This is a genomic window from Streptomyces sp. NPDC097595, assembly GCF_044761525.1.
GTDB lineage: Bacteria > Actinomycetota > Actinomycetes > Streptomycetales > Streptomycetaceae > Streptomyces > Streptomyces drozdowiczii_A.
This window is the reverse complement of record NZ_JBIWCN010000003.1, coordinates 430,638-450,306: the sequence shown is the minus strand read 5'-3', so window position 1 is coordinate 450,306 and position 19,669 is coordinate 430,638. Positions and strand designations below refer to the sequence as shown.

The following is a 19,669-nucleotide window of genomic DNA, read 5'->3' as shown; positions in this document are numbered from 1 at the left end:
GGGCCCCAGTCTACGGATGGCCACGGACATCGCGCGCAGCCGCCCGGGGGCCGGACACGCCGGAGCCCCCGCGCCCCTCGGGTGAGGGGTGCGGGGGCTCCGGGTGACCGCTCAGCTCTGGGGCAGGGCCGCCAGCTGGCCGGCGATGCGCTCGATGTCGGCCTCGGCCTTGGTGAGCCGGCCGCGGATCTTGTCGACCACGTTGTCCGGGGCCTTGGCGAGGAAGGCCTCGTTGCCGAGCTTGCCCTCGGCCTGGCCCTTCTCCTTGCGGGCCGCCTCCAGGTCCTTCGTCAGCCGCTTGCGCTCGGCGTCGACGTCGATCGTGCCCGACAGGTCCAGGGCGACGGTCGCCCCGGCGACGGGCAGCGAGGCGGTGGCGTGGAAGCCGTCCCCGGCCGGCTGGAGCCGCAGCAGCTGCCGCATGGCCGACTCGTGCGGGGCGAGCGGGGTGCCGGTCAGGGTGAGCTCGGCCGGGACCTTCTGGCCGGGCTGGAGGCCCTGGTCGGAGCGGAAGCGGCGGACCTCGGTGACGACCTGCTGGACGAGCTCGATCTCCCGCTCGGTGGCGTCGTCGCGGAAGCCGCCCGGCGCGTCAGCGCCAGGAACGACCGCAGCCTTCGGCCAGTCCGCGATGACGACCGACTCGCGGCCGGTGAGCGCGGTCCACAGGGTCTCGGTGACGAAGGGGACGACGGGGTGCAGCAGGCGCAGCATCACGTCGAGGACCTCGCCCAGGACCCGGCCGGAGACCTCGGCCGGGCGGCCGCCGCCGAAGAAGGTGGTCTTGGACAGCTCGACGTACCAGTCGAAGACCTCGTCCCAGGCGAAGTGCCGCAGCGCCTCGCTGAGCTTGGAGAACTGGAAGTCCTCGTAGTACGCGTCGACTTCGGCGACCGTCTTGTTCAGGCGGGAGAGGATCCAGCGGTCGGTCACCGACATCTCGTCGGCGGACGGCAGCTCGCCCTCGATCGTCGCCCCGTTCATCAGGGCGAACCGGGTCGCGTTCCAGATCTTGTTGGAGAACTTCGCGGAGCCCTGGACCCAGTCCTCGCCGATCGGGACGTCGGTGCCCGGGTTGGCGCCGCGCGCGAGCGTGAAGCGCAGCGCGTCGGAGCCGTACTTGTCCATCCAGTCCAGCGGGTTGACGACGTTGCCGAAGGACTTCGACATCTTCTTGCCGTGCTCGTCGCGGACCATGCCGTGCAGCACGATCTTCTCGAACGGCGGGACGTCCTTGTTGACGTACAGGCCGAACATCATCATCCGGGCGACCCAGAAGAAGAGGATGTCGTAGCCGGTGACCAGGACGGAGTTCGGGTAGAACTTCGCGAGGCTCTCGGTCTGTTCGGGCCAGCCGAGCGTGGAGAACGGCCACAGGCCGGAGGAGAACCAGGTGTCCAGGACATCGCTGTCCTGGGTCCAGCCCTCGCCGGTGGGCGGCTCGTCGTCGGGTCCGACGCAGACCATCTCGCCGTCGGGGCCGTGCCAGACGGGGATGCGGTGGCCCCACCAGAGCTGGCGCGAGATGCACCAGTCGTGGAGGTTGTCGACCCAGTCGAAGTACCGCTTCTCCATCTCCTGGGGGTGGATCTGGACCTTGCCGTCGCGGACGGCGTCACCGGCCGCCTTGGCGAGCGGGGCGACCTTGACCCACCACTGCATGGACAGCCGGGGCTCGACGGTGGTCTTGCAGCGCGAGCAGTGGCCGACGGAGTGGACGTACGGCCGCTTCTCGGCGACGATCCGGCCCTCGGCGCGCAGGGCGGCGACGATCGCGGAGCGGGCCTCCAGCCGGTCCAGGCCCTCGAAGGGGCCGGGGACGGTGATGACCGCGCGCTCGTCCAGGACGGTGAGGAAGGGCAGGTCGTGGCGCTGCCCGATCTCGAAGTCGTTCGGGTCGTGGGCGGGGGTGACCTTGACGGCACCGGTGCCGAACGCCGGGTCGACGTGGTGGTCGGCGACGACCGGGATGGTGCGGTCGGTCAGCGGCAGCTTGATCTGCTTGCCGACCAGGTGCTTGTACCGCTCGTCGTCGGGGTGGACGGCGACGGCGGTGTCACCGAGCATCGTCTCGGCGCGGGTGGTGGCGACGACGATGGTCTCCTCGCCCTCGCCGTACGTCATGGAGACGAGCTCGCCGTCGTCCTCCTGGTACTCGACCTCGATGTCCGAGATCGCGGTGAGGCACCGGGGGCACCAGTTGACGATGCGCTCACGGCGGTAGATGAGCTCGTCGTCGTACATCCGCTTGAAGATGGTCTGGACGGCCTTGGACAGGCCCTCGTCCATGGTGAACCGCTCGCGGGTCCAGTCGACGCCCTCGCCGAGGCGGCGCATCTGGCCGGAGATCTGGCCGCCGGACTCGTTCTTCCACTGCCAGACGCGCTCGACGAACGCCTCGCGGCCCAGGTCGTGGCGGGACTTGCCCTCCTTGCCGAGTTCGCGTTCGACAACGTTCTGGGTGGCGATGCCGGCGTGGTCCATGCCCGGCTGGTACAGCGCCTCGAAGCCCTGCATGCGCTTGCGGCGGACGAGGGCGTCGATCAGCGTGTGCTCGAAGGCGTGGCCCAGGTGCAGGGAGCCGGTGACGTTGGGCGGCGGGATGACGATCGTGAACGGCGGCTTGTCGCTCTTGGCGTCCGCCTCGAAGTACCCGCGTTCTACCCAGCGCTCGTACAGCTTCCCCTCTACCTCGGCCGGCGTGTACTGGGTCGGCAGTTCGGGGTTGCTGGCTGGCTGCTGCGCTGGGTTCTCGGTCACGCGCACAGTTTAGAGCCGTCACAGGAGTGCACTGAAACCGGTTTGTTCCGTAACGGTGTGCCTCCCGGTGGTCCACGCGCGCGAGCCTTCCGTCAGGATGTTCGCAACGCGTAAGTATCACGAACAGGGGACACCGCAGATGAGCTACAACCAGCCGGGTCCGTACGGTGGCCAGCCGCCGCAGGGCCAGCCCGGACCGTACGGCCAGCAGCCGGGCCCCTATGGCGGTCAGCCGCCGCAGGGCCAGCCGCAGGGGCAGCCCGGCTACGGCTACCCGCAGCAGGCCCCCCAGGGCGTCCCGCCCCAGCAGCAGCCGCCCCAGCCGGGTTACGGGTACCCGCAGGCACAGCAGCCGGGCCCGTACGGACAGCAGCCGCCCACCCCGCCGTACGGCGGCCAGCCGGCCTACGGCCAGCAGCCGGGCTTCCCCCCGCCGGCCCCCGCGAAGAAGAAGACGGGCCTGATCGTCGGCGCCGCGGTCCTCGCGCTGGCCGTCATCGCGGGCGGGGTGTACTTCCTGACGTCGGACGGAGGCAGCGGCTCCGTCGCGTCCTCCACCAAGGGCTACAAGCTGACGCCCCCGGAGACGGTGGGCGAGTACAAGAAGAACAGCGACGCGGCCGACAGCACGTCCGGCCCCCTGAAGGGCGAGGAGAAGACCAAGACTGAGGCCATGGGCATCAAGTCACCGAGTGACGCGAGCGCCGGCTACCTCAGTGGTGACATGGAGAAGAATCCGCTCACCTCGAAGATGCTCATGCTCAAGGGCGTTTGGGGAGAGGTCGAGAACCCGTCGAAGACGCTCGACGCCGCCTTCGCCAGCGCCAAGGAGGAGATGGCGAAGGACGAGGGCGACGACGACACCGAGGTCTCGCTCGTAGGCTCGCCCGAGGCCGCCAGTCCCAAGGGCTTCGACGGGGCGCTGATGAAGTGCCAGACCTTCAAGACGGTCAACAAGAAGGCCGACGGGACCGTGCAGAACGGGCCCAAGGAGGTGCTCTCCCCGGTGTGCATCTGGACTGACTACAGCACGGTCGGCATCGTCATCGCCGTCGACCTTGGCGCAGCCATGACCGACAAGGCCATGCCGACCGACGAGGTCGCCGACCTGGCCGCCCAGCTCTACAACACCTCCCGCACCAAGATCTGACCCGCGGCAGCACGAAGGGGCGCCCGCCGGTTCCTCCGGCCGGGCGCCCCTTCGCGTACGTACGTCTACCGCACCGCGTTACGCGGACTTCTCGTGGCGGCCCTCGTCGCCCTTGCCGATCGTGCGCGGCTCGCGCGGGACCAGCGTCGGGTTGACGTTGTTGCGGACCACGTCGGCGGTGATGACCACGCGGGCGACGTCCTTGCGGGACGGGACCTCGTACATCACCGACTGGAGGACCTCCTCCATGATCGCGCGCAGGCCGCGCGCACCGGTCTGGCGCAGGATCGCCTGGTCGGCGATGGCCTCCAGCGCCTCGCGCTCGAAGTCCAGCTCCACGCCGTCGAGTTCGAACAGGCGCTGGTACTGCTTGACCAGGGCGTTGCGCGGCTCGATGAGGATCTGGAGCAGGGCCTCGCGGTCCAGGTTGTGGACCGAGGTCAGGACGGGGAGGCGGCCGATGAACTCGGGGATCATCCCGAACTTCACCAGGTCCTCCGGCATGACCTCCTGGAACTGGTCGCTGGCCTGGATCTCCCGCTTGGAGCGGATCGTGGCGCCGAAGCCGATGCCCTTGGCGCCGGCCCGGGACTCGATGATCTTCTCCAGGCCGGAGAAGGCGCCGCCCACGATGAACAGCACGTTCGTCGTGTCGATCTGGATGAACTCCTGGTGCGGGTGTTTGCGGCCGCCCTGCGGCGGCACGGAGGCGGTGGTGCCCTCCAGGATCTTCAGCAGGGCCTGCTGGACGCCCTCGCCGGAGACGTCACGGGTGATCGACGGGTTCTCGCTCTTGCGGGCGACCTTGTCGATCTCGTCGATGTAGATGATCCCGGTCTCGGCCTTCTTGACGTCGTAGTCGGCGGCCTGGATCAGCTTCAGCAGGATGTTCTCGACGTCCTCGCCGACATAGCCGGCCTCCGTCAGCGCCGTCGCGTCCGCGATGGCGAACGGGACGTTGAGCATACGGGCCAGCGTCTGCGCGAGCAGCGTCTTGCCGGAGCCCGTGGGGCCCAGCAGCAGGATGTTGGACTTGGCGAGCTCGATCGCGTCGTCGCGGCCCGCCCCGCCGCCGTTCTCGCCGGCCTGGACCCGCTTGTAGTGGTTGTACACAGCGACCGAGAGGGCCTTCTTCGCGGGCTCCTGCCCGACGACGTACCCCTCGAGGAACTCGTAGATCTCGCGGGGCTTGGGAAGCTCTTCCCAGCGGACCTCGCTCGTCTCGGCGAGCTCCTCCTCGATGATCTCGTTGCAGAGATCGATGCACTCGTCGCAGATGTACACACCGGGACCCGCGATGAGCTTCTTCACCTGCTTCTGGCTCTTTCCGCAGAACGAGCACTTGAGCAGGTCGCCGCCATCACCGATGCGTGCCACGAGGTGCTTCCCCTTCGCCTGGGAGACGCCTGGTTCAGCGGCTCCTGTGCCTCTATCCGACGGTACCTTGCCCGGCCCCCCATTCGGGCCCCCCTTGGCACGGTTCACACGGCGGGAGCCGGGTGTCGCCGCCGTGCCAAGGGGATGGGGCGCAGGTCAGGCGAGCGCGCCCGCCGCGCTCTTGCGGGTCGACACGATCTGGTCGACAAGGCCGTAGGCCAGGGAGTCCTCGGCGGTGAGGATCTTGTCGCGCTCGATGTCGTCGCGGATCTTCTCGATCGGCGTGGTGGAGTGCTTGGCGAGCAGCTCCTCCAGCTGGGTCCGCATGCGCAGGATCTCGTTGGCCGCGATCTCCAGGTCGGAGAGCTGCTCACGGCCGGTCTGCGAGGACGGCTGGTGGATCAGCACACGGGCGTTCGGCAGCGCCATGCGCTTGCCCGGGGTGCCGGCGGCGAGCAGGACGGCGGCGGCGGAGGCCGCCTGGCCCATGCAGACCGTCTGGATGTCCGGCTTCACGAACTGCATCGTGTCGTAGATCGCGGTGAGCGCGGTGAACGAGCCGCCGGGGCTGTTGATGTAGATGGAGATGTCCCGGTCCGGGTCCATCGACTCCAGGCACAGCAGCTGCGCCATGACGTCGTTGGCGGACGCGTCGTCGATCTGCACGCCGAGGAAGATCACGCGCTCCTCGAAGAGCTTCGCGTACGGGTCGTACTCGCGCACGCCCTGCGAGGTGCGCTCCACGAAGCGCGGCACGATGTAGCGGTTGTCCACCTGCGGGCCCGTGTAGAGGCCGCTCGCGGAGGCGCCGGGGAAGTTGTTCATGTGGGTGTTCACCATCCTGGTGGCGTTCTGTGGCTGGGTGTCTCGGCGTACGAGAGATGCGGTGCGGTACGGGCGCTGTCCGGGGGTCCGGATCAGGCGCCGGTGCCGCCGCCGCCCGGAACGCCCGACGCGATCGAGATGATCTCGTCAATGAGGCCGTACTCCTTGGCCTCTTCCGCGGTGTACCAGCGGTCGCGGTCGCCGTCGCGGATGATCGTCTCCACGGTCTGGCCGGAGTGGCGGGCGGTGATCTCCGCCATGCGCTGCTTGGTGCGCAGCAGGTACTGGGCCTGGATCTTGATGTCCGAGGCGGTACCGCCGATGCCGGCCGATCCCTGGTGCATGAGGATGTCGGTGTTCGGGAGCGCGAAGCGCTTGCCGGCGGTGCCGCCGGTGAGCAGGAACTGGCCCATCGAGGCCGCCATGCCCATACCGATGGTGACGACGTCGTTCGGGATGTACTGCATGGTGTCGTAGACGGCCATGCCGGCCGTCACCGAACCGCCGGGGCTGTTGATGTAGAGGTAGATGTCCTTGTCCGGCTCGGCGGCAAGGAGGAGCAGCTGCGCGGTGATCTTGTTGGCGATGTCATCGTCCACCTGCTGGCCGAGGAAGATGATGCGCTCGCCGAGCAGCCGGCTGTAGACCTGGTCACCGAGGCCACCACCGAGGGACGGCTCTCCGGCGGCGTAGGGCATCAGATTCGTCACGTATCCACCTGCTCGTCTCTGACGGCTCCGGCCGTCTCAGCGTCTTCGTACCGGGTGGGCCGGGACTACCCGACCCTTCCTCTTCATGGACCCTAACGCGCAGGTGGAACAACGCCATCCCGCTTCCGCGACTGTTCGCTGGGAGCGCAAGGTCCGCAGTTGGCACAAGGGTTGTGGCGAAACGTCCGCCGGTACGACGACGGGCCCCGGACGCGGTGGCGTCCGGAGCCCGTCGTGCGGGGTCAGCGCGAGGCTCAGGCCTCGGTCTTCTCCTCGGAGTCGGCGGCGGCCTCGGTGGCCTCCGTGGTCTCCTCCGCCGTCTCTTCGTCGTCTTCCAGCTCGACGACCTCACCGTTGGTGTCCACGACCTTGGCGGCCTCGACCACGACGGCGAGCGCCTTGCCGCGGGCGACCTCGCCGACGAGCATCGGCACCTGGCCGCCCTCGACGACGGCCTGGGCGAACTGGTCCGGGCTCATGCCGGAGGAGGCCGCACGCCGCATGAGGTGCTCGGTGAGCTCCTCCTGGTTGACGTTCAGCTTCTCCTTGTTGACGAGCTCGTCCAGGATGAACTGGGTCTTGATGCCCTTGACGGCCTGCTCGGAGGTCTCGGCCTCGAACTCCTCGGCGGTCTTGCCCTGGATCTCCAGGTACTTGTCGAGGGTGAGCCCCATCTGACCGAGCTGGTGGTGCTCCAGGTTGTGCTTGCGGGTCTGGACCTCGTCCGCGAGCAGCTTCTCCGGGATCGGGACCTCGGCGAGCTTCAGCAGCTCCTCGAGGACGCGCTCCTGGGCCTGGGTGGCCTGGTCGTACTGCTTGGTGTTCTCAAGGCGCTTGCGGCTGTCGGCCTTCAGCTCCTCCAGCGTGTCGAACTCGCTGGCCATCTGGGCGAAGTCGTCGTCCAGCTCGGGCAGCTCGCGGGCGGCGACGGCGCTCACCTTGACGGTGACCTCGGCGTCCTTGCCCTCGGCGGAGCCGCCCTTCAGCTGCGAGGTGAAGGTGGCCTCGCCACCGGCCTCCAGGCCGGTCACGGCCTCGTCGATGCCCTCCAGGAGCTCGCCGGAACCGATGGTGTACGAGACACCCTCGGCCACGCCGTCCTCCAGGATCTCGCCGTCGACCTTGGCCTCCAGGTCGATCGTGACGACGTCGCCCTCGGCGGCGGCGCGCTCGACCGGGTTGGTGGAGGCGAAGCGGCCGCGCAGCTGCTCGACGGCCTTCTCGACCTCCTCGTCGGTGACGTCGATCGCGTCGACGGTGACCTCGATGCCGGAGTAGTCCGGAATCTCGATCTCGGGGCGCACGTCCACCTCGGCGGTGAAGGCCAGCAGCTCGCCGTCCTTCAGCTCCGTGATGTCGACCTCGGGCTGGCCGAGGACATTCAGCTCACCCTCGTTGACGGCCTCGGTGTAGAACTTCGGGAGCGCGTCGTTGACGGCCTCCTCCAGCACAGCACCACGGCCGAACCGCTGGTCGATGACCCGGTTGGGGATCTTGCCCTTGCGGAACCCCTTCACCGTGACCTGCTGGTTGATCTTCTTGTACGCCGCGTCGAGGCTGTCCTTGAGCTCCTCGAAGGGCACCTCGATGCTGAGCCGAACCCGGGTCGGGTTCAGGGTCTCCACGGCGCTCTTCACGGTTCGGTCTCCTTGGTGGCTGACTTCTTGGGGTTCTGCTCCACCGCACGGGGTGGCGGCTTCGCGGACCGAGCCCGGTACATCAGACACACGGGCACGCATTTTGCATAGTAACGGCAAGGGGGAGAACTCCCGCAACGCGATCTTGTCCGCGCGATCTTGCCGGTGGTCGGGGTGGCCGGATTCGAACCGACGACCTTCCGCTCCCAAAGCGGACGCGCTACCAAGCTGCGCCACACCCCGTCGGTGCGACACGTAGGGTACATGGAGTAAGGCATCGCGCCGGCCGCTTTCGGCAGGACCGTCGGGGCGGGTCGTCAAGGGGTGTGCGGGCAGCGCCCGTGACCCGCTACGATGCTTGTCGTGCCGCGGTCCGTGTGACCTGCGGTGCCGTACGTGCGGGCGTAGCTCAATGGTAGAGCCCTAGTCTTCCAAACTAGCTACGCGGGTTCGATTCCCGTCGCCCGCTCCAACCGCCGAAGGGCCCGGTCCACTGGACCGGGCCCTTCGCGTCGTGTCCGGGGGCTCAGAAGTTGATCTGGCCCACCGAGTCGATGATCGAGTGCATGAAGCGGTTGATCGACGGCCCCATGCCCGTCGGCGCCAGGAAGAAGCCGAAGAGCGCCGCGACGATCGCGGGCCCCGCCTTTATGGAACCGCTCCGGATCATGACGACCAGGACGATCCCCAACAGAAGCACCACAGACAGTGAAATGGCCACGACTGCTCACACCCTCGGTCGGTCCGCCTTGCCGGCCCGGAGATGTGCGGCCCTGCACCCTCCGTCGCCCCCATCGTGCCACCAACTCCCGCCGGGGTGTTGCCGGGTGACGTATCGACCTGTCGATATCGCGCCATCCTGCGCCCCTTGCGCCCCCTGTGCGCCCGGCCGGGGGCCGGACACCGGGCGGGGCTCCGGGCCAGCGGGGCCGCGTGATCTCCGGGAATGTGCAACGGTGATCGTTTCCGTATCCACACACTTCATTCACAGGCGAATTCGACGCCGAACGCGAGGTAATTCACTTCGGTCAACTGCCTCACAGATTGCCCCATTTGATCGGGATCAAACATGCCATAACGGGCACATTCCGTTGGTTTGCCATTTGATATGCAGGGAAGACGCGCTATTCAACGGCGGTTTTACGGATGGCAATCGACACGTCTAGGGTGCCTGAGATGTTCCACGCTCCGAACGCAATGCAGAGGGCCACGCTCCCCCCGGCGACCGAGGAGGCGGAGCCCAGACACCCTGCGCCGACGGCGACCCGGGAGGCCCCCTCACCGGCAGCGGACCGGACCGCCCGGAGCGGCGGGGCCAAGCAGCGTGACGCCTTCTTCGACAACGCCAAGTACCTCGCCATCGTGCTCGTCGCGGTGGCGCACTCCTGGGTCCCGGTCATGGACGGGAGCCGGACCGCCCGGGCGCTGTACATGGTGGTCTACACGTTCCACATGCCCGCCTTCATCCTCATCTCGGGCTATTTCTCACGGTCGTTCGACCTGAGTCCCAAGAAGGTGAAGCGGCTCGTCACGGGTGTCGCCGTGCCGTACGTGGTCTTCGAGACGGCGTACTCGCTGTTCCGGCGGTACGCGAACGACCAGCCGGACGCGGCCGTCAGCCTGCTGGAGCCCTGGTACCTGACCTGGTTCCTGGCCGCCCTGTTCATCTGGCGCCTCACGACGCCGATCTGGCGCAACCTCCGCCATCCGCTGGCCGTTTCGCTCGTGATCGCCGTTCTCGCCTCGCTCGCGCCCAGCATCGGTGACGACCTCGACCTGCCGCGCGTGCTGCAGTTCCTGCCGTTCTTCGTGCTCGGACTCCAGCTGAAGCCGGAGCACTTCGAGCTGGTCCGCCGCCGCGAGGCCCGGCTGTTCGCGCTGCCGCTCTTCGCGGGCGCGCTGGTCTTCGCGTACTGGGCGGCGCCCCGGATGCAGCTGGGCTGGTTCCTGCGGGACTCCAGCGCCCAGGACATGGGGGCGCCGTGGTGGTCGGGCGCGGTGATGACCCTGGCGATGTTCGGCTGCGCGGTGCTGCTGACGGCCGGGTTCCTCGCGCTGGTCCCGCGCCGCCACATGTGGTTCACGGTGCTCGGCGCCGGCACCATCTGCGGCTACCTGCTGCACGGCTTCCTGGTGAAGGGCGCCGACTACGCGGGGATCTTCGACGACCACGACTGGCTGGTCGGTCCGGCGGGCCTGGTGATCGTGACCGTGGTCGCCTCCACCGCCGTCACCCTGCTGTGCACTCCCCCGGTGCGGCGCGTCCTGCGCTGCGTGACCGAGCCGGACATGAACTGGGCGTTCCGCCGGGACGCCGCCAGGATCTGAGTCTCCGCACACCGCACGAAGCCCGGCCCCGGTGGCCGGGCTTCGTCGTGTCATGGGGCGGTGCCGGGGGGCGGTGTCGGCGGGCGGTGTTGGCTCAATCCCGACGCTCCGGGGGCGTGTTCGGTGCGGTGAGCCCCAGCAGCTCGCGTACCCGCGCATACTTCGCGGTCAGCCGGGTACGGGTGGCCGGCTCCAGCACCGCGAGGCGGGCCGGGTCGGCGTTGTGGGCGAGATCGGCCTCCTTGACCAGCAGGGCGCCGGGGGTGGCCAGGATGCGCCGGGTGTACGCCTCCGGCTCCTCGCCCGCCCGCTTGGTGACGGCGAGCACCATGTCCTTGACGGCCTGCGGCAGCGCGGCCCCGGCCAGCCACTCGGCCGACAGCGCGTCGTCCTCCACCGCGTCGTGCAGCCAGGCCGCGGCGATCTGCTCGTCGCTGCCGCCCCTGATCCGTACGCCCTCCGCGACGGCCGCGAGGTGTTCCGCGTAAGGGCGGCCGGCCTTGTCCCGCTGGGTGGCGTGGGCCTCGCGGGCCAGGGCCTCGACCTCGGCGAGCGTCAGCCGAGCGTGTGATGCGGTCATGGCGAGGACTCTAGGCGCACCCCCGCGCACCGGTCCGGAGAGTTGCAACGTCAATCGTTCGGTAAACTAACCGATGACCACTCCTTGACGATCTCTTGACTCTTCGAAAGGCCGGGCTCATCGGACACGCAGACACGCTCATCGCCATGGGCGGCGCTTTCCTCGCCGCCGCGGTCCTCGCCCGCGCGGGGCGCCGCATCGGACTGCCCACGATCCCCTTGTTCATCCTGGCCGGAATCCTCCTCGGCCCGCACACCCCCGGCATCGTCCTCGTCGCCGACCCGCACGACCTGGAGATGCTCTCCGCGCTCGGCCTGGTGCTGCTCCTCTTCTACCTGGGCCTGGAATTCCATCTGGACGACCTCAAGGCCGGCGGCCGCAAGATGGCGGTCGCCGGGGGCACCTATCTCGCCCTGAACGTCGGTGCCGGGCTCGGCTTCGGCTTCGCGCTCGGCTGGGGCACCTCCGAGGCGCTGGTGCTCGCCGGGGTGCTCGGGATCTCCTCGTCGGCCATCGTCACCAAGGTGCTGGTGGACCTCGGGCGGATCGGCAATCCGGAGACCCGGCCCATCCTCGGCATCATCGTCGTGGAGGACGTCTTCCTCGCCCTGTATCTGGCGGCCCTCCAGCCCATCCTGTCCGGCGCGGACAGTCTCGCCGCGGCGGTGACCGACGGCGGCAAGGCGTTCGGCTTCCTGCTGCTGCTCGCCCTGGCAGCCCGCTTCGGCACCCGGGTCGTCGGCAAGCTGATCGGGACCAGGGACGACGAGCTCCTGGTGATCTCGTTCCTCGGCGCCGCCGTCCTGGTGGCCGGGATCTCGGAGTGGTTCGGCGTCGCGGACGCGATCGGCGCCTTCATGGTCGGGCTGATGCTCGGCAGCACGTCGTCGGGCGAGCGCATCCTCAAGCTGGTGCACCCGCTGCGCGACGCGTTCGGCGCGATCTTCTTCTTCGCCTTCGGACTCTCCATCGACCCGGGCGACCTGCCCACCGTGCTCTGGCCGGTGCTGGCCGCCGTCGCGGTCACCCTCGCGATGAACGTGTGCGCCGGGATCGCCGCCGCCAGGGTGTACGGCTTCGGCCCCCAGGCCACCGCGAACATCTCGACCACCCTGGTGGCGCGCGGGGAGTTCGCCCTGATCCTCGCCACGATGGCGGCGGGCGCCGGGCTCGACGAACGGCTCTCCCCGTTCATCGCGGGTTACGTACTGGTCCTCGCGGTCCTCGCGCCGCTGGCGGCCGGGCGCTCGCACTGGCTGGCCCGCTTCCTGCCGGGCAAGCCCGAACCGGCGCTCCGCGAGCCCGATCCGGTCGGGGCCGGTTCAGGACTTCCGTGACAGGAGCAGCAGGGCCCGGTCGTCGTTGACGTCCTTGGCGCACGCCTCGATGAGGTGCCAGGCCGCGCCCTCGAAGCCGGTGCTGACATAGCGGTCGGCCTCGCCGGTGAGCCGGTCGATGCCCTCCGCGATGTCCCGGTCGGACGCCTCCACCAGTCCGTCGGTGAACAGCATCAGCACGTCGCCGGGGGCGAGATGGCCCTTCACCGCGTCGAACTCGGCGCCGTCGTACACCCCGAGCAGCGGGCCCTCCGCCGCCTTCTCCTCCCACTGGCCGCTGCCGGCGTGGAGCTGGAGGGCCGGCGGGTGGCCCGCCGAGAGGAGTTCGTAGTCGCCGGTCTCCAGATCGAGGACCAGGTGGATCGAGGTCGCGAAGCCCTCGTCCCAGTCCTGGCGCAGCAGATAGCCGTTGGCGGCGGGCAGGAAGCCGTGCGGGGGCAGTGAGCCGAGGAGCCCGCCGAAGGCGCCGGACAGCAGCAGGGCGCGGGAGCCGGCGTCCATGCCCTTGCCGGAGACGTCGGTCAGGACGGCTTCCAGGGTGCGGCCGCCGTGGGTGCGGGCCGCGACGACGAAGTCGCCGGAGAAGGACTGCCCGCCGGCCGGGCGCAGCGCCATCTCGCGGTGCCAGCCCTGTGGGAGGCGGGGCAGCGAGCTCTGGACGCGGATGCGTTCGCGCAGGTCGAAGAGCATGGTGCCGCCGCGCCGCCAGGGCACCCCGACCCGGGCGCGGAACTGGGCGAGGATCAGCCCGAAGAACCCGCAGGCGGCGACCGTGAGCACGGTGCCGGGGGTGACCCCGGCCGGGCCGTCCTGGTAGGGGCCGAGCCGCATCGACTCCACGATGAGGGCGACGGCGACCCCCGCGTACAGGCCGAGGAGGCTGGCGGGGCGCAGCAGCAGGCCGCCCGCGACGATCGGCAGGACGAGCATGGTGGGCGCGCACCAGACCGGGTCGACCAGGGTGAGGCAGGTGATGACCGGGATGACCAGGAAGAGGCCGGCCAGGGCGATCCAGTCGGAGCCGTCGCCGCGGAAGTAGTCGACCCCGGACCGGCGCAGCGTGGTGTAGACCCGGTGCGCCGATTTCCGCCATCGGGCCGGGTACGTCTTTGCTCCTGCGCGTCGGGCCATTGCGGGGACCTTATCCACCCGGCGGCCTCCGGTGCAGGGGGACCCCGTGACAATGTGTTCGAAATCGGCGCGCTCGGTGCCGTACCGGCGGGTAGACCGCGGGGATTACGCGGACTGGCAGCCGGGGCACCAGAAGAGGTTGCGGGCGGCCAGGTCGGCGGTGCGGATCTCGGTGCCGCAGATGTGGCAGCCCTGGCGGGCGCGCCGGTAGACGTAGACCTCGCCGCCGTGGTCGTCGACGCGGGGCGGACGGCCCATCGCCTCGGGCAGGTGCTCGGGGCGGACGGTGTCGATCCGGTTGTTCCGCACGCCTTCGCGCATCAGCGCGCGCAGGTCCGCCCAGATCGCGTCCCACTCGCGCCGGGTGAGGTCCTTGCCCGCCCGGTACGGGTCGATGCCGTGCCGGAACAGCACTTCGGCGCGGTAGACGTTGCCGACGCCCGCGATGACCTTCTGGTCCATCAGCAGGGCGGCGACGGTGATCCGGCTGCGGGAGATCCGCTGCCAGGCGCGTTCGCCGTCCTCGCCGTCGCGCAGCGGGTCGGGGCCGAGGCGGTCGTGTATCGCGCGCTTCTCGGCGTCCGTGATCAGGGCGCAGGTGGTCGGGCCGCGCAGGTCCGCGTGGTGCGCCTCGTTGACCAGGCGCAGCCGGACGGTGTCGGTGGGCGGCGGGGCCGGCACCGTACCGAAGTTGAGCTTGCCGAAGAGGCCGAGGTGGATGTGGACCCAGCCGGTGTCCGGGAAGCCGAGGAAGAGGTGCTTGCCATGGGCGTCGGCCGTGCCGAGGACCCGCCCGTCGAGCAGGGCGGCGCTGTCGGAGAACTTGCCCTGCGGGCTGCTCACCCGCACCGGCCGGCCGGCGAAGCGCTCGCGGTGGTCGTCGGCGAGGCGGTGGATCGTGTGTCCCTCGGGCACGGCGGCGGGTCTCCTGGGTGGTGCGGGGGGGGCGGACATGGCTGTGCCGCCGGACGGACCGGCGGCACAGGAAGCTGGTCAGCCCTGCTGCGGGTGGTGGGCCGGGATCGGGGGGAGTTCGCCGGTGTTCTCGTACGCCGTGAGCATGTCGATGCGGCGGGTGTGCCGCTCCTCGCCGGAGTACGGGGTGGAGAGGAAGATCTCCACGAACTTGGTGGACTCCTCGACCGTGTGCATCCGGCCGCCGATGGAGATCACGTTGGCGTCGTTGTGCTCGCGGCCGAGCGCGGCGGTCTGCTCGCTCCAGGCCAGCGCGGCGCGGACGCCCTTCACCTTGTTGGCGGCGATCTGCTCGCCGTTGCCGGAGCCGCCGATCACGATGCCGAGGCTGTCCGGGTCGGCGGCCGTCTTCTCGGCGGCGCGGAGGCAGAACGGCGGGTAGTCGTCCTGGGCGTCGTAGATGTGGGGACCGCAGTCGACGGCCTCGTGGCCCTGGGCCTTGAGCCACTCGACGAGGTGGTTCTTGAGTTCGTAACCGGCATGGTCGGATCCGAGGTACACGCGCATGGGAGGAGTGTGGCACGTGCGCGGGCGGGGCGCCGACGAAGGGGTGCGGTGTGCCCGGTGCCGGGCAGATACGCGGAGGCCCGCCGTCCGCGGTGCGGTCCGGCGGGCCTCGACAGAGGTGTCGCGGTGTCAGCCGCGGCGGCCGAGCAGCTTCCAGGAGGCGGGCAGCGCGCCCATGGCCAGGGCCGCCTTCAGGGCGTCGCCGAGCAGGAACGGCGTCAGGCCCGCGGCGATCGCGGCGCTCGCCGACATACCGGTGGACAGGGCCAGGTACGGCACGCCGACCGCGTAGATGATCGCCGAGCCGAGGACCATCGTCCCGGCCGTGCGCAGCACCGAGCGGTCGCCGCCGCGCCGGGCCAGGCCGCCGACGACGGTGGCGGCGAGGAGCATGCCGAGGACGTAGCCGAAGGAGGCGCCGCCCGGGCCGGAGGTGCCGTTCGCGAACCACGGCATGCCGGCCATGCCGATGAGGGCGTACACGGCGAGGGAGAGGAAGCCGCGGCGGGCGCCCAGCGCGGTGCCGACGAGCAGCGCGGCGAAGGTCTGGCCGGTGACCGGGACCGGGGAGCCCGGGACCGGCACGGCGATCTGGGCGGCTATGCCGGTGAGCGCCGCGCCACCGAGCACCAGGGCGGTGTCCACGGCGTAGCGGTGCCGGGCGGCGGGCAGCAGGTCGGCGAGGACCGCTCCGGTGCGGGCGGGGGCGGCAGCAGTGCTCATCGGGGACTCCGCGGGGGTGAGGGTGGAGAGGGACTGACCGTGACGCTATCCGACCGGGCCGTGCCCGATCACCGTCAGCGGCCCACAAAGCGGTGATCGGGGCGTTGGTGGGATTCGCACAAGGAGGGTGGCGCAATCATCGCGGAGCGTGATGCTTGTCACGGAGGTGAGCGGGGATGCGTCCGGGGCGGGCCGGGAAGGCGCGCGGAAGCGGGACTGTGAACTCCCTCTAAAAGCGCGGTACGTGACGGTGGCCCACCGTCCGCCGCCGCGTGCGCGCCCGGTGTGGACCCGGTGACCGTATAGCGGACGGCGGTTACCGGCGAGCGGATCACGTGTCCAGACTGGGCGGACGTCCCCCGTCTCACCGACCGAACAGAGCCCGTCCATGTCCCGGACCTCCGCGCCCTCCCCCACCGGCTCCCCGGCCACCGCGCCGGACACCGGCCCCGAATCGCCCCTGTCGCACGGGCTGAAGCAGCGCCATCTCTCGATGATCGCCCTGGGTGGTGTCATCGGCGCCGGGCTCTTCGTCGGCTCCGGCGCCGGCATCGCCGCGGCGGGGCCCTCGATCGTCATCGCCTACGCCGTCTCGGGGGTGCTGGTGATGCTCGTGATGCGGATGCTCGGCGAGATGTCGGCGGCCAATCCGGCCTCCGGTTCGTTCTCGGTGCACGCCGAGCGGGCCATCGGGCCGTGGGCCGGGTTCACGGCGGGCTGGGCGTTCTGGGTACTGCTGTGCACGGCCGTCGGCCTGGAGGGGATCGGCGCGGCCAAGATCGTGACGGGCTGGCTGCCGGGGACCCCGGAGTGGGCCTGGGTGGCGCTGTTCATGGTGGTGTTCCTGGGCACCAACCTGGCCTCGGTGACGAAGTTCGGCGAGTTCGAGTTCTGGTTCGCCGCGCTCAAGGTCACCGCGATCACGCTGTTCCTGGTCCTCGGCGTGCTGGCGGTCCTGGGGGTGCTGCCGGGGACCGACGCGCCGGGCACCGCCAACCTCAGCGGGGAGGGCGGCTTCCTGCCGAACGGCCCGGACGGCCTGGTCATCGGACTGCTCGCCTCCGTCTTCGCGTACGGCGGTCTGGAGACGGTCACCATCGCCGCCGCGGAGTCCGAGAACCCGGTGCGCGGGGTCGCGAAGGCCGTGCGGACGGCGATGTGGCGGATCGCGCTGTTCTACGTGGGCTCGATGGCGGTCGTCGTCACGCTGGTGCCCTGGGACGACCCGAAGGTGGTCGAGGTGGGGCCGTTCTACGCGGCGCTGGACCACCTCGGCATCGGGCAGGCGGCGCAGATCATGAACGTGGTCATCCTGGTCGCCCTGCTCTCCGCGATGAACGCCAACATCTACGGCGCCTCGCGCATGGCCTGCTCGCTGGTGGCGCGCGGGCAGGGCCCGAGGCGGCTGGGCCGGGTCTCCGGCGGGGTGCCGCGCACGGCGGTCCTGGTCTCGTCCGTCTTCGGCTTCCTGTGCGTGCTGCTGAGCTACTGGCGGCCGGACGACGTCTTCCCCTGGCTGCTCAACATGACCGGCGCGGTGATCCTGGTCGTCTGGATCTTCATCGCCGTCTCCCAGCTGATCCTGCGGGCCCGCCTGGAGCGCGAGGCGCCCGAGAAGCTGGTGGTGCGGATGTGGCTGTTCCCGGGGCTGACGGTGGTGGCGCTGCTCGCCATGGCCGGCATCTTCGTCCTGATGCTCCGCCAGCCCTCGACCCGCGATCAGCTCCTGGCGTCGGGCACGCTGACGGTGGCCCTGGCGGCGATCGGGGCCGTACGCCAGCGGCGGCGCGCCGGAGTCTGAGCCGTAACCCCGTAAAACCGTACGAAACACCGGGTCCTAAGCCGAAGGGCTGACCCGGTGTTTCGCGTTGCTGCTGTTAGCCTGCTGTTGCATAGAGGTTGCAATAACAACTTGTCAGCAGTTGGAGGGTTCGAAACCAATGGCCACGTACACGCTCCCGGAACTCCCGTACGACTACGCCGCGCTCGAACCGGTCATCAATCCGCAGATCATCGAGCTCCACCACGACAAGCACCACGCCGCGTACGTGAAGGGCGCCAACGACACCCTGGAGCAGCTGGAGGAGGCGCGGGACAAGGAGGCGTGGGGAGCGATCAACGGCCTCCAGAAGAACCTCGCCTTCCACCTGTCCGGCCACATCCTGCACTCGATCTACTGGCACAACATGACCGGTGACGGCGGCGGCGAGCCGCTGGCCGCGGACGGTGTCGGCGACCTCGCGGACGCGATCACCGAGTCGTTCGGCTCCTTCGCCGGCTTCAAGTCCCAGCTGACGAAGGCCGCGGCCACCACGCAGGGCTCCGGCTGGGGCGTCCTCGCGTACGAGCCGGTCAGCGGCAAGCTGATCGTCGAGCAGGTCTACGACCACCAGGGCAACGTGGGCCAGGGCTCCGTCCCGGTCCTGGTCTTCGACGCCTGGGAGCACGCCTTCTACCTCCAGTACAAGAACCAGAAGGTCGACTTCATCGAGGCGATGTGGGCCGTCGTCAACTGGCAGGACGTGGCCAAGCGCTACGCCGCCGCCAAGGAGCGCGCGGACGTGCTGCTGCTCGCCCCCTGAGCCGAGGCCCCGGCCGGGGCGCACCGGACGTCCTGCCTCGTGATCGTCTTCTCAACCTTCACCGGCAGGCGGATGAAGGGGAGGCCCCCGCCTGGACGTGACAGGCGGGGGCCTCTCTGCGGTCCGGGCGCGGCTGCCATGATGTCCGGCATGAGGAGCACGTCATGACGATCACCGTCCACGAGTTGGTGTACTACCCGGTCAAGGGCTGCGCCGGGACCCGGGTCGACTCCGCGCGGGTCGCCGTCACCGGCCTGGAGCACGACCGGATGTTCATGGTGGTCGACGCGGCCGACGGCTCGTTCCGCAGCCAGCGCACCCACCCCGCGATGGCGGCGATCGGGGTCCGGGTCCTGGACGCCGGGGCGGCCCTCGACCTGTCCGCCGAGGCCGTCGGGCCGCTGCGCCTGGAAGTGGCGCCGGACGGGCCGCGCCGCGAGGTCAGCATGTTCGGCCGGGACCTCGGCGAAGCCGTCGACCAGGGCGACGAGGCCGCGCGGTGGTTCTCCGAGGCACTGGGGGCCGCGTCCCGGCTGGTCCGGGTGCGCCCCGGCTTCGACCGCGACGGCTGGGGCGAGACCCCCGGCAAGGTCAACTTCGGCGACGCGCACGCGGTCCTGGTCACCTCGACCGCCTCGCTCGCCGGCCTGAACGCCCGCATCGCGGAACGGGGCGACGCCGCGCCCGTGCCCATGGACCGCTTCCGGGCCAACATCGTGCTGACCGGTGACGACGAGCCGCACTTCGAGGACCGGGTGGCGCGGATGACCGTGGGCACCGCCGAACTCGCCCACTCGGTCAAGGCGATCCGGTGCAACGTCCCGCTCATCGACCAGCGGACCGGGCGCCGCGCGGGCCCGGAGCCGGTGCGCACCCTGGCCACGTACCGCAGGGAGCCGGAGTTCGGCAACAAGCTCAGCTTCGGCGCGAAGAACGCGGTGGTCCGCGAGGGCGTGGTGCGGGTCGGCGACCCGGTCTCCGTGCACAGCCCGGTGGGCGGCTGAGCACCCCGTAAAACCAGCTGCCCTCCCCTGACAACTCCCCTAT

17 protein-coding genes and 2 tRNA genes are annotated in these 19,669 nt (G+C 70.0%); 7 read left to right on the top strand and 12 right to left on the bottom strand.

The annotated features are described in order from the left end of the window. Nucleotides 1-111 precede the first annotated feature (111 nt). Complete coding sequence (locus ACIQZN_RS06865) at nucleotides 112-2,760, bottom strand: valine--tRNA ligase (protein WP_403989064.1); 2,649 nt, start codon at nucleotides 2,758-2,760, stop codon at nucleotides 112-114. 139 nt (nucleotides 2,761-2,899) lie between these two features. Here ACIQZN_RS06865 and ACIQZN_RS06860 point away from each other — a divergent pair, with 139 nt between their 5' ends. Next, nucleotides 2,900-3,910, top strand: coding sequence for a hypothetical protein (locus tag ACIQZN_RS06860; protein ID WP_403989062.1), 1,011 nt, complete (start codon nucleotides 2,900-2,902; stop codon nucleotides 3,908-3,910). A 78-nt stretch (nucleotides 3,911-3,988) separates the two neighbouring features. Here the strand turns inward: ACIQZN_RS06860 and clpX are convergent, their stop codons facing one another. The 5 genes from clpX to ACIQZN_RS06835 form a co-directional block, all read right to left on the bottom strand. Further along, nucleotides 3,989-5,287 (bottom strand): ATP-dependent Clp protease ATP-binding subunit ClpX, encoded by a 1,299-nt coding sequence (clpX, locus tag ACIQZN_RS06855; RefSeq protein ID WP_018103185.1) that lies wholly within the window; start codon nucleotides 5,285-5,287, stop codon nucleotides 3,989-3,991. A 156-nt stretch (nucleotides 5,288-5,443) separates the two neighbouring features. Next, nucleotides 5,444-6,127 carry an ATP-dependent Clp protease proteolytic subunit gene (locus ACIQZN_RS06850; protein ID WP_018518168.1) on the bottom strand — a complete coding sequence of 228 codons (684 nt, stop codon included), beginning with the start codon at nucleotides 6,125-6,127 and terminating at the stop codon, nucleotides 5,444-5,446. A 77-nt stretch (nucleotides 6,128-6,204) separates the two neighbouring features. Continuing rightward, nucleotides 6,205-6,810 carry an ATP-dependent Clp protease proteolytic subunit gene (locus ACIQZN_RS06845; protein WP_018103183.1) on the bottom strand — a complete coding sequence of 202 codons (606 nt, stop codon included), beginning with the start codon at nucleotides 6,808-6,810 and terminating at the stop codon, nucleotides 6,205-6,207. A gap of 266 nt (nucleotides 6,811-7,076) precedes the next feature. Beyond that, on the bottom strand, nucleotides 7,077-8,459 hold the full coding sequence (gene tig / locus ACIQZN_RS06840) for a trigger factor (RefSeq protein ID WP_403989059.1): 1,383 nt from the start codon (nucleotides 8,457-8,459) through the stop codon (nucleotides 7,077-7,079). 166 nt (nucleotides 8,460-8,625) lie between these two features. Further along, nucleotides 8,626-8,702: transfer RNA gene (locus tag ACIQZN_RS06835), tRNA-Pro, on the bottom strand. A gap of 155 nt (nucleotides 8,703-8,857) precedes the next feature. Here ACIQZN_RS06835 and ACIQZN_RS06830 point away from each other — a divergent pair. Then, nucleotides 8,858-8,931, top strand: a tRNA-Gly gene (locus tag ACIQZN_RS06830). A 54-nt stretch (nucleotides 8,932-8,985) separates the two neighbouring features. Here the strand turns inward: ACIQZN_RS06830 and ACIQZN_RS06825 are convergent. Continuing rightward, entirely contained in the window at nucleotides 8,986-9,180 is a 195-nt protein-coding gene (locus ACIQZN_RS06825) for a hypothetical protein (protein ID WP_018103181.1), read from the bottom strand. Nucleotides 9,181-9,635: 455 nt separating this feature from the next. Between ACIQZN_RS06825 and ACIQZN_RS06820 the strand changes: the two genes are divergently transcribed. After that, nucleotides 9,636-10,787 (top strand): acyltransferase family protein, encoded by a 1,152-nt coding sequence (locus ACIQZN_RS06820; protein WP_403989057.1) that lies wholly within the window; start codon nucleotides 9,636-9,638, stop codon nucleotides 10,785-10,787. A gap of 94 nt (nucleotides 10,788-10,881) precedes the next feature. Here the strand turns inward: ACIQZN_RS06820 and ACIQZN_RS06815 are convergent, their stop codons facing one another. Next, nucleotides 10,882-11,367 carry an HD domain-containing protein gene (locus ACIQZN_RS06815; RefSeq protein WP_403989055.1) on the bottom strand — a complete coding sequence of 162 codons (486 nt, stop codon included), beginning with the start codon at nucleotides 11,365-11,367 and terminating at the stop codon, nucleotides 10,882-10,884. A 146-nt stretch (nucleotides 11,368-11,513) separates the two neighbouring features. Between ACIQZN_RS06815 and ACIQZN_RS06810 the strand changes: the two genes are divergently transcribed. Beyond that, nucleotides 11,514-12,704: a cation:proton antiporter gene (locus tag ACIQZN_RS06810; RefSeq protein ID WP_403989053.1), complete on the top strand. Its 1,191-nt coding sequence runs from the start codon at nucleotides 11,514-11,516 to the stop codon at nucleotides 12,702-12,704. Here ACIQZN_RS06810 and ACIQZN_RS06805 read toward each other — a convergent pair. From ACIQZN_RS06805 to ACIQZN_RS06790, 4 genes are all read right to left on the bottom strand, one after another. Continuing rightward, on the bottom strand, nucleotides 12,690-13,835 hold the full coding sequence (locus ACIQZN_RS06805; protein ID WP_403989051.1) for a PP2C family protein-serine/threonine phosphatase: 1,146 nt from the start codon (nucleotides 13,833-13,835) through the stop codon (nucleotides 12,690-12,692). The genes ACIQZN_RS06810 and ACIQZN_RS06805 overlap by 15 nt on opposite strands. A gap of 105 nt (nucleotides 13,836-13,940) precedes the next feature. After that, on the bottom strand, nucleotides 13,941-14,750 hold the full coding sequence (locus tag ACIQZN_RS06800; protein WP_403989049.1) for an Fpg/Nei family DNA glycosylase: 810 nt from the start codon (nucleotides 14,748-14,750) through the stop codon (nucleotides 13,941-13,943). A 78-nt stretch (nucleotides 14,751-14,828) separates the two neighbouring features. Continuing rightward, entirely contained in the window at nucleotides 14,829-15,317 is a 489-nt protein-coding gene (locus tag ACIQZN_RS06795; protein ID WP_018103175.1) for a ribose-5-phosphate isomerase, read from the bottom strand. Between the two features lie 129 nt (nucleotides 15,318-15,446). Next, nucleotides 15,447-16,040 (bottom strand): biotin transporter BioY, encoded by a 594-nt coding sequence (locus ACIQZN_RS06790; RefSeq protein ID WP_403989047.1) that lies wholly within the window; start codon nucleotides 16,038-16,040, stop codon nucleotides 15,447-15,449. A 388-nt stretch (nucleotides 16,041-16,428) separates the two neighbouring features. Here ACIQZN_RS06790 and ACIQZN_RS06785 point away from each other — a divergent pair, with 388 nt between their 5' ends. The 3 genes from ACIQZN_RS06785 (at nucleotide 16,429) to ACIQZN_RS06775 (ending at nucleotide 19,626) form a co-directional block, all read left to right on the top strand. Next, complete coding sequence (locus ACIQZN_RS06785) at nucleotides 16,429-17,841, top strand: amino acid permease (protein ID WP_403989045.1); 1,413 nt, start codon at nucleotides 16,429-16,431, stop codon at nucleotides 17,839-17,841. A 139-nt stretch (nucleotides 17,842-17,980) separates the two neighbouring features. Next, complete coding sequence (locus ACIQZN_RS06780) at nucleotides 17,981-18,622, top strand: superoxide dismutase (RefSeq protein ID WP_018103172.1); 642 nt, start codon at nucleotides 17,981-17,983, stop codon at nucleotides 18,620-18,622. A gap of 164 nt (nucleotides 18,623-18,786) precedes the next feature. After that, nucleotides 18,787-19,626, top strand: coding sequence for an MOSC domain-containing protein (locus ACIQZN_RS06775; RefSeq protein ID WP_403989043.1), 840 nt, complete (start codon nucleotides 18,787-18,789; stop codon nucleotides 19,624-19,626). Nucleotides 19,627-19,669 lie beyond the last annotated feature (43 nt).

What these genes read in the sequence shown, in the direction of transcription:
- ACIQZN_RS06820 (WP_403989057.1), top strand. Translation starts at nt 9,636, where the DNA reads ATGTTCCACGCTCCGAACGCAATGCAGAGGGCCACGCTCCCCCCGGCG.
- ACIQZN_RS06805 (WP_403989051.1), bottom strand. Translation starts at nt 13,835, where the DNA reads ATGGCCCGACGCGCAGGAGCAAAGACGTACCCGGCCCGATGGCGGAAA.
- ACIQZN_RS06845 (WP_018103183.1), bottom strand. Translation starts at nt 6,810, where the DNA reads ATGCCCTACGCCGCCGGAGAGCCGTCCCTCGGTGGTGGCCTCGGTGAC.
- ACIQZN_RS06775 (WP_403989043.1), top strand. Translation starts at nt 18,787, where the DNA reads ATGACGATCACCGTCCACGAGTTGGTGTACTACCCGGTCAAGGGCTGC.
- ACIQZN_RS06780 (WP_018103172.1), top strand. Translation starts at nt 17,981, where the DNA reads ATGGCCACGTACACGCTCCCGGAACTCCCGTACGACTACGCCGCGCTC.
- ACIQZN_RS06810 (WP_403989053.1), top strand. Translation starts at nt 11,514, where the DNA reads ATGGGCGGCGCTTTCCTCGCCGCCGCGGTCCTCGCCCGCGCGGGGCGC.
- ACIQZN_RS06790 (WP_403989047.1), bottom strand. Translation starts at nt 16,040, where the DNA reads ATGAGCACTGCTGCCGCCCCCGCCCGCACCGGAGCGGTCCTCGCCGAC.
- ACIQZN_RS06815 (WP_403989055.1), bottom strand. Translation starts at nt 11,367, where the DNA reads ATGACCGCATCACACGCTCGGCTGACGCTCGCCGAGGTCGAGGCCCTG.
- ACIQZN_RS06795 (WP_018103175.1), bottom strand. Translation starts at nt 15,317, where the DNA reads ATGCGCGTGTACCTCGGATCCGACCATGCCGGTTACGAACTCAAGAAC.
- ACIQZN_RS06785 (WP_403989045.1), top strand. Translation starts at nt 16,429, where the DNA reads ATGTCCCGGACCTCCGCGCCCTCCCCCACCGGCTCCCCGGCCACCGCG.
- ACIQZN_RS06860 (WP_403989062.1), top strand. Translation starts at nt 2,900, where the DNA reads ATGAGCTACAACCAGCCGGGTCCGTACGGTGGCCAGCCGCCGCAGGGC.
- ACIQZN_RS06850 (WP_018518168.1), bottom strand. Translation starts at nt 6,127, where the DNA reads ATGGTGAACACCCACATGAACAACTTCCCCGGCGCCTCCGCGAGCGGC.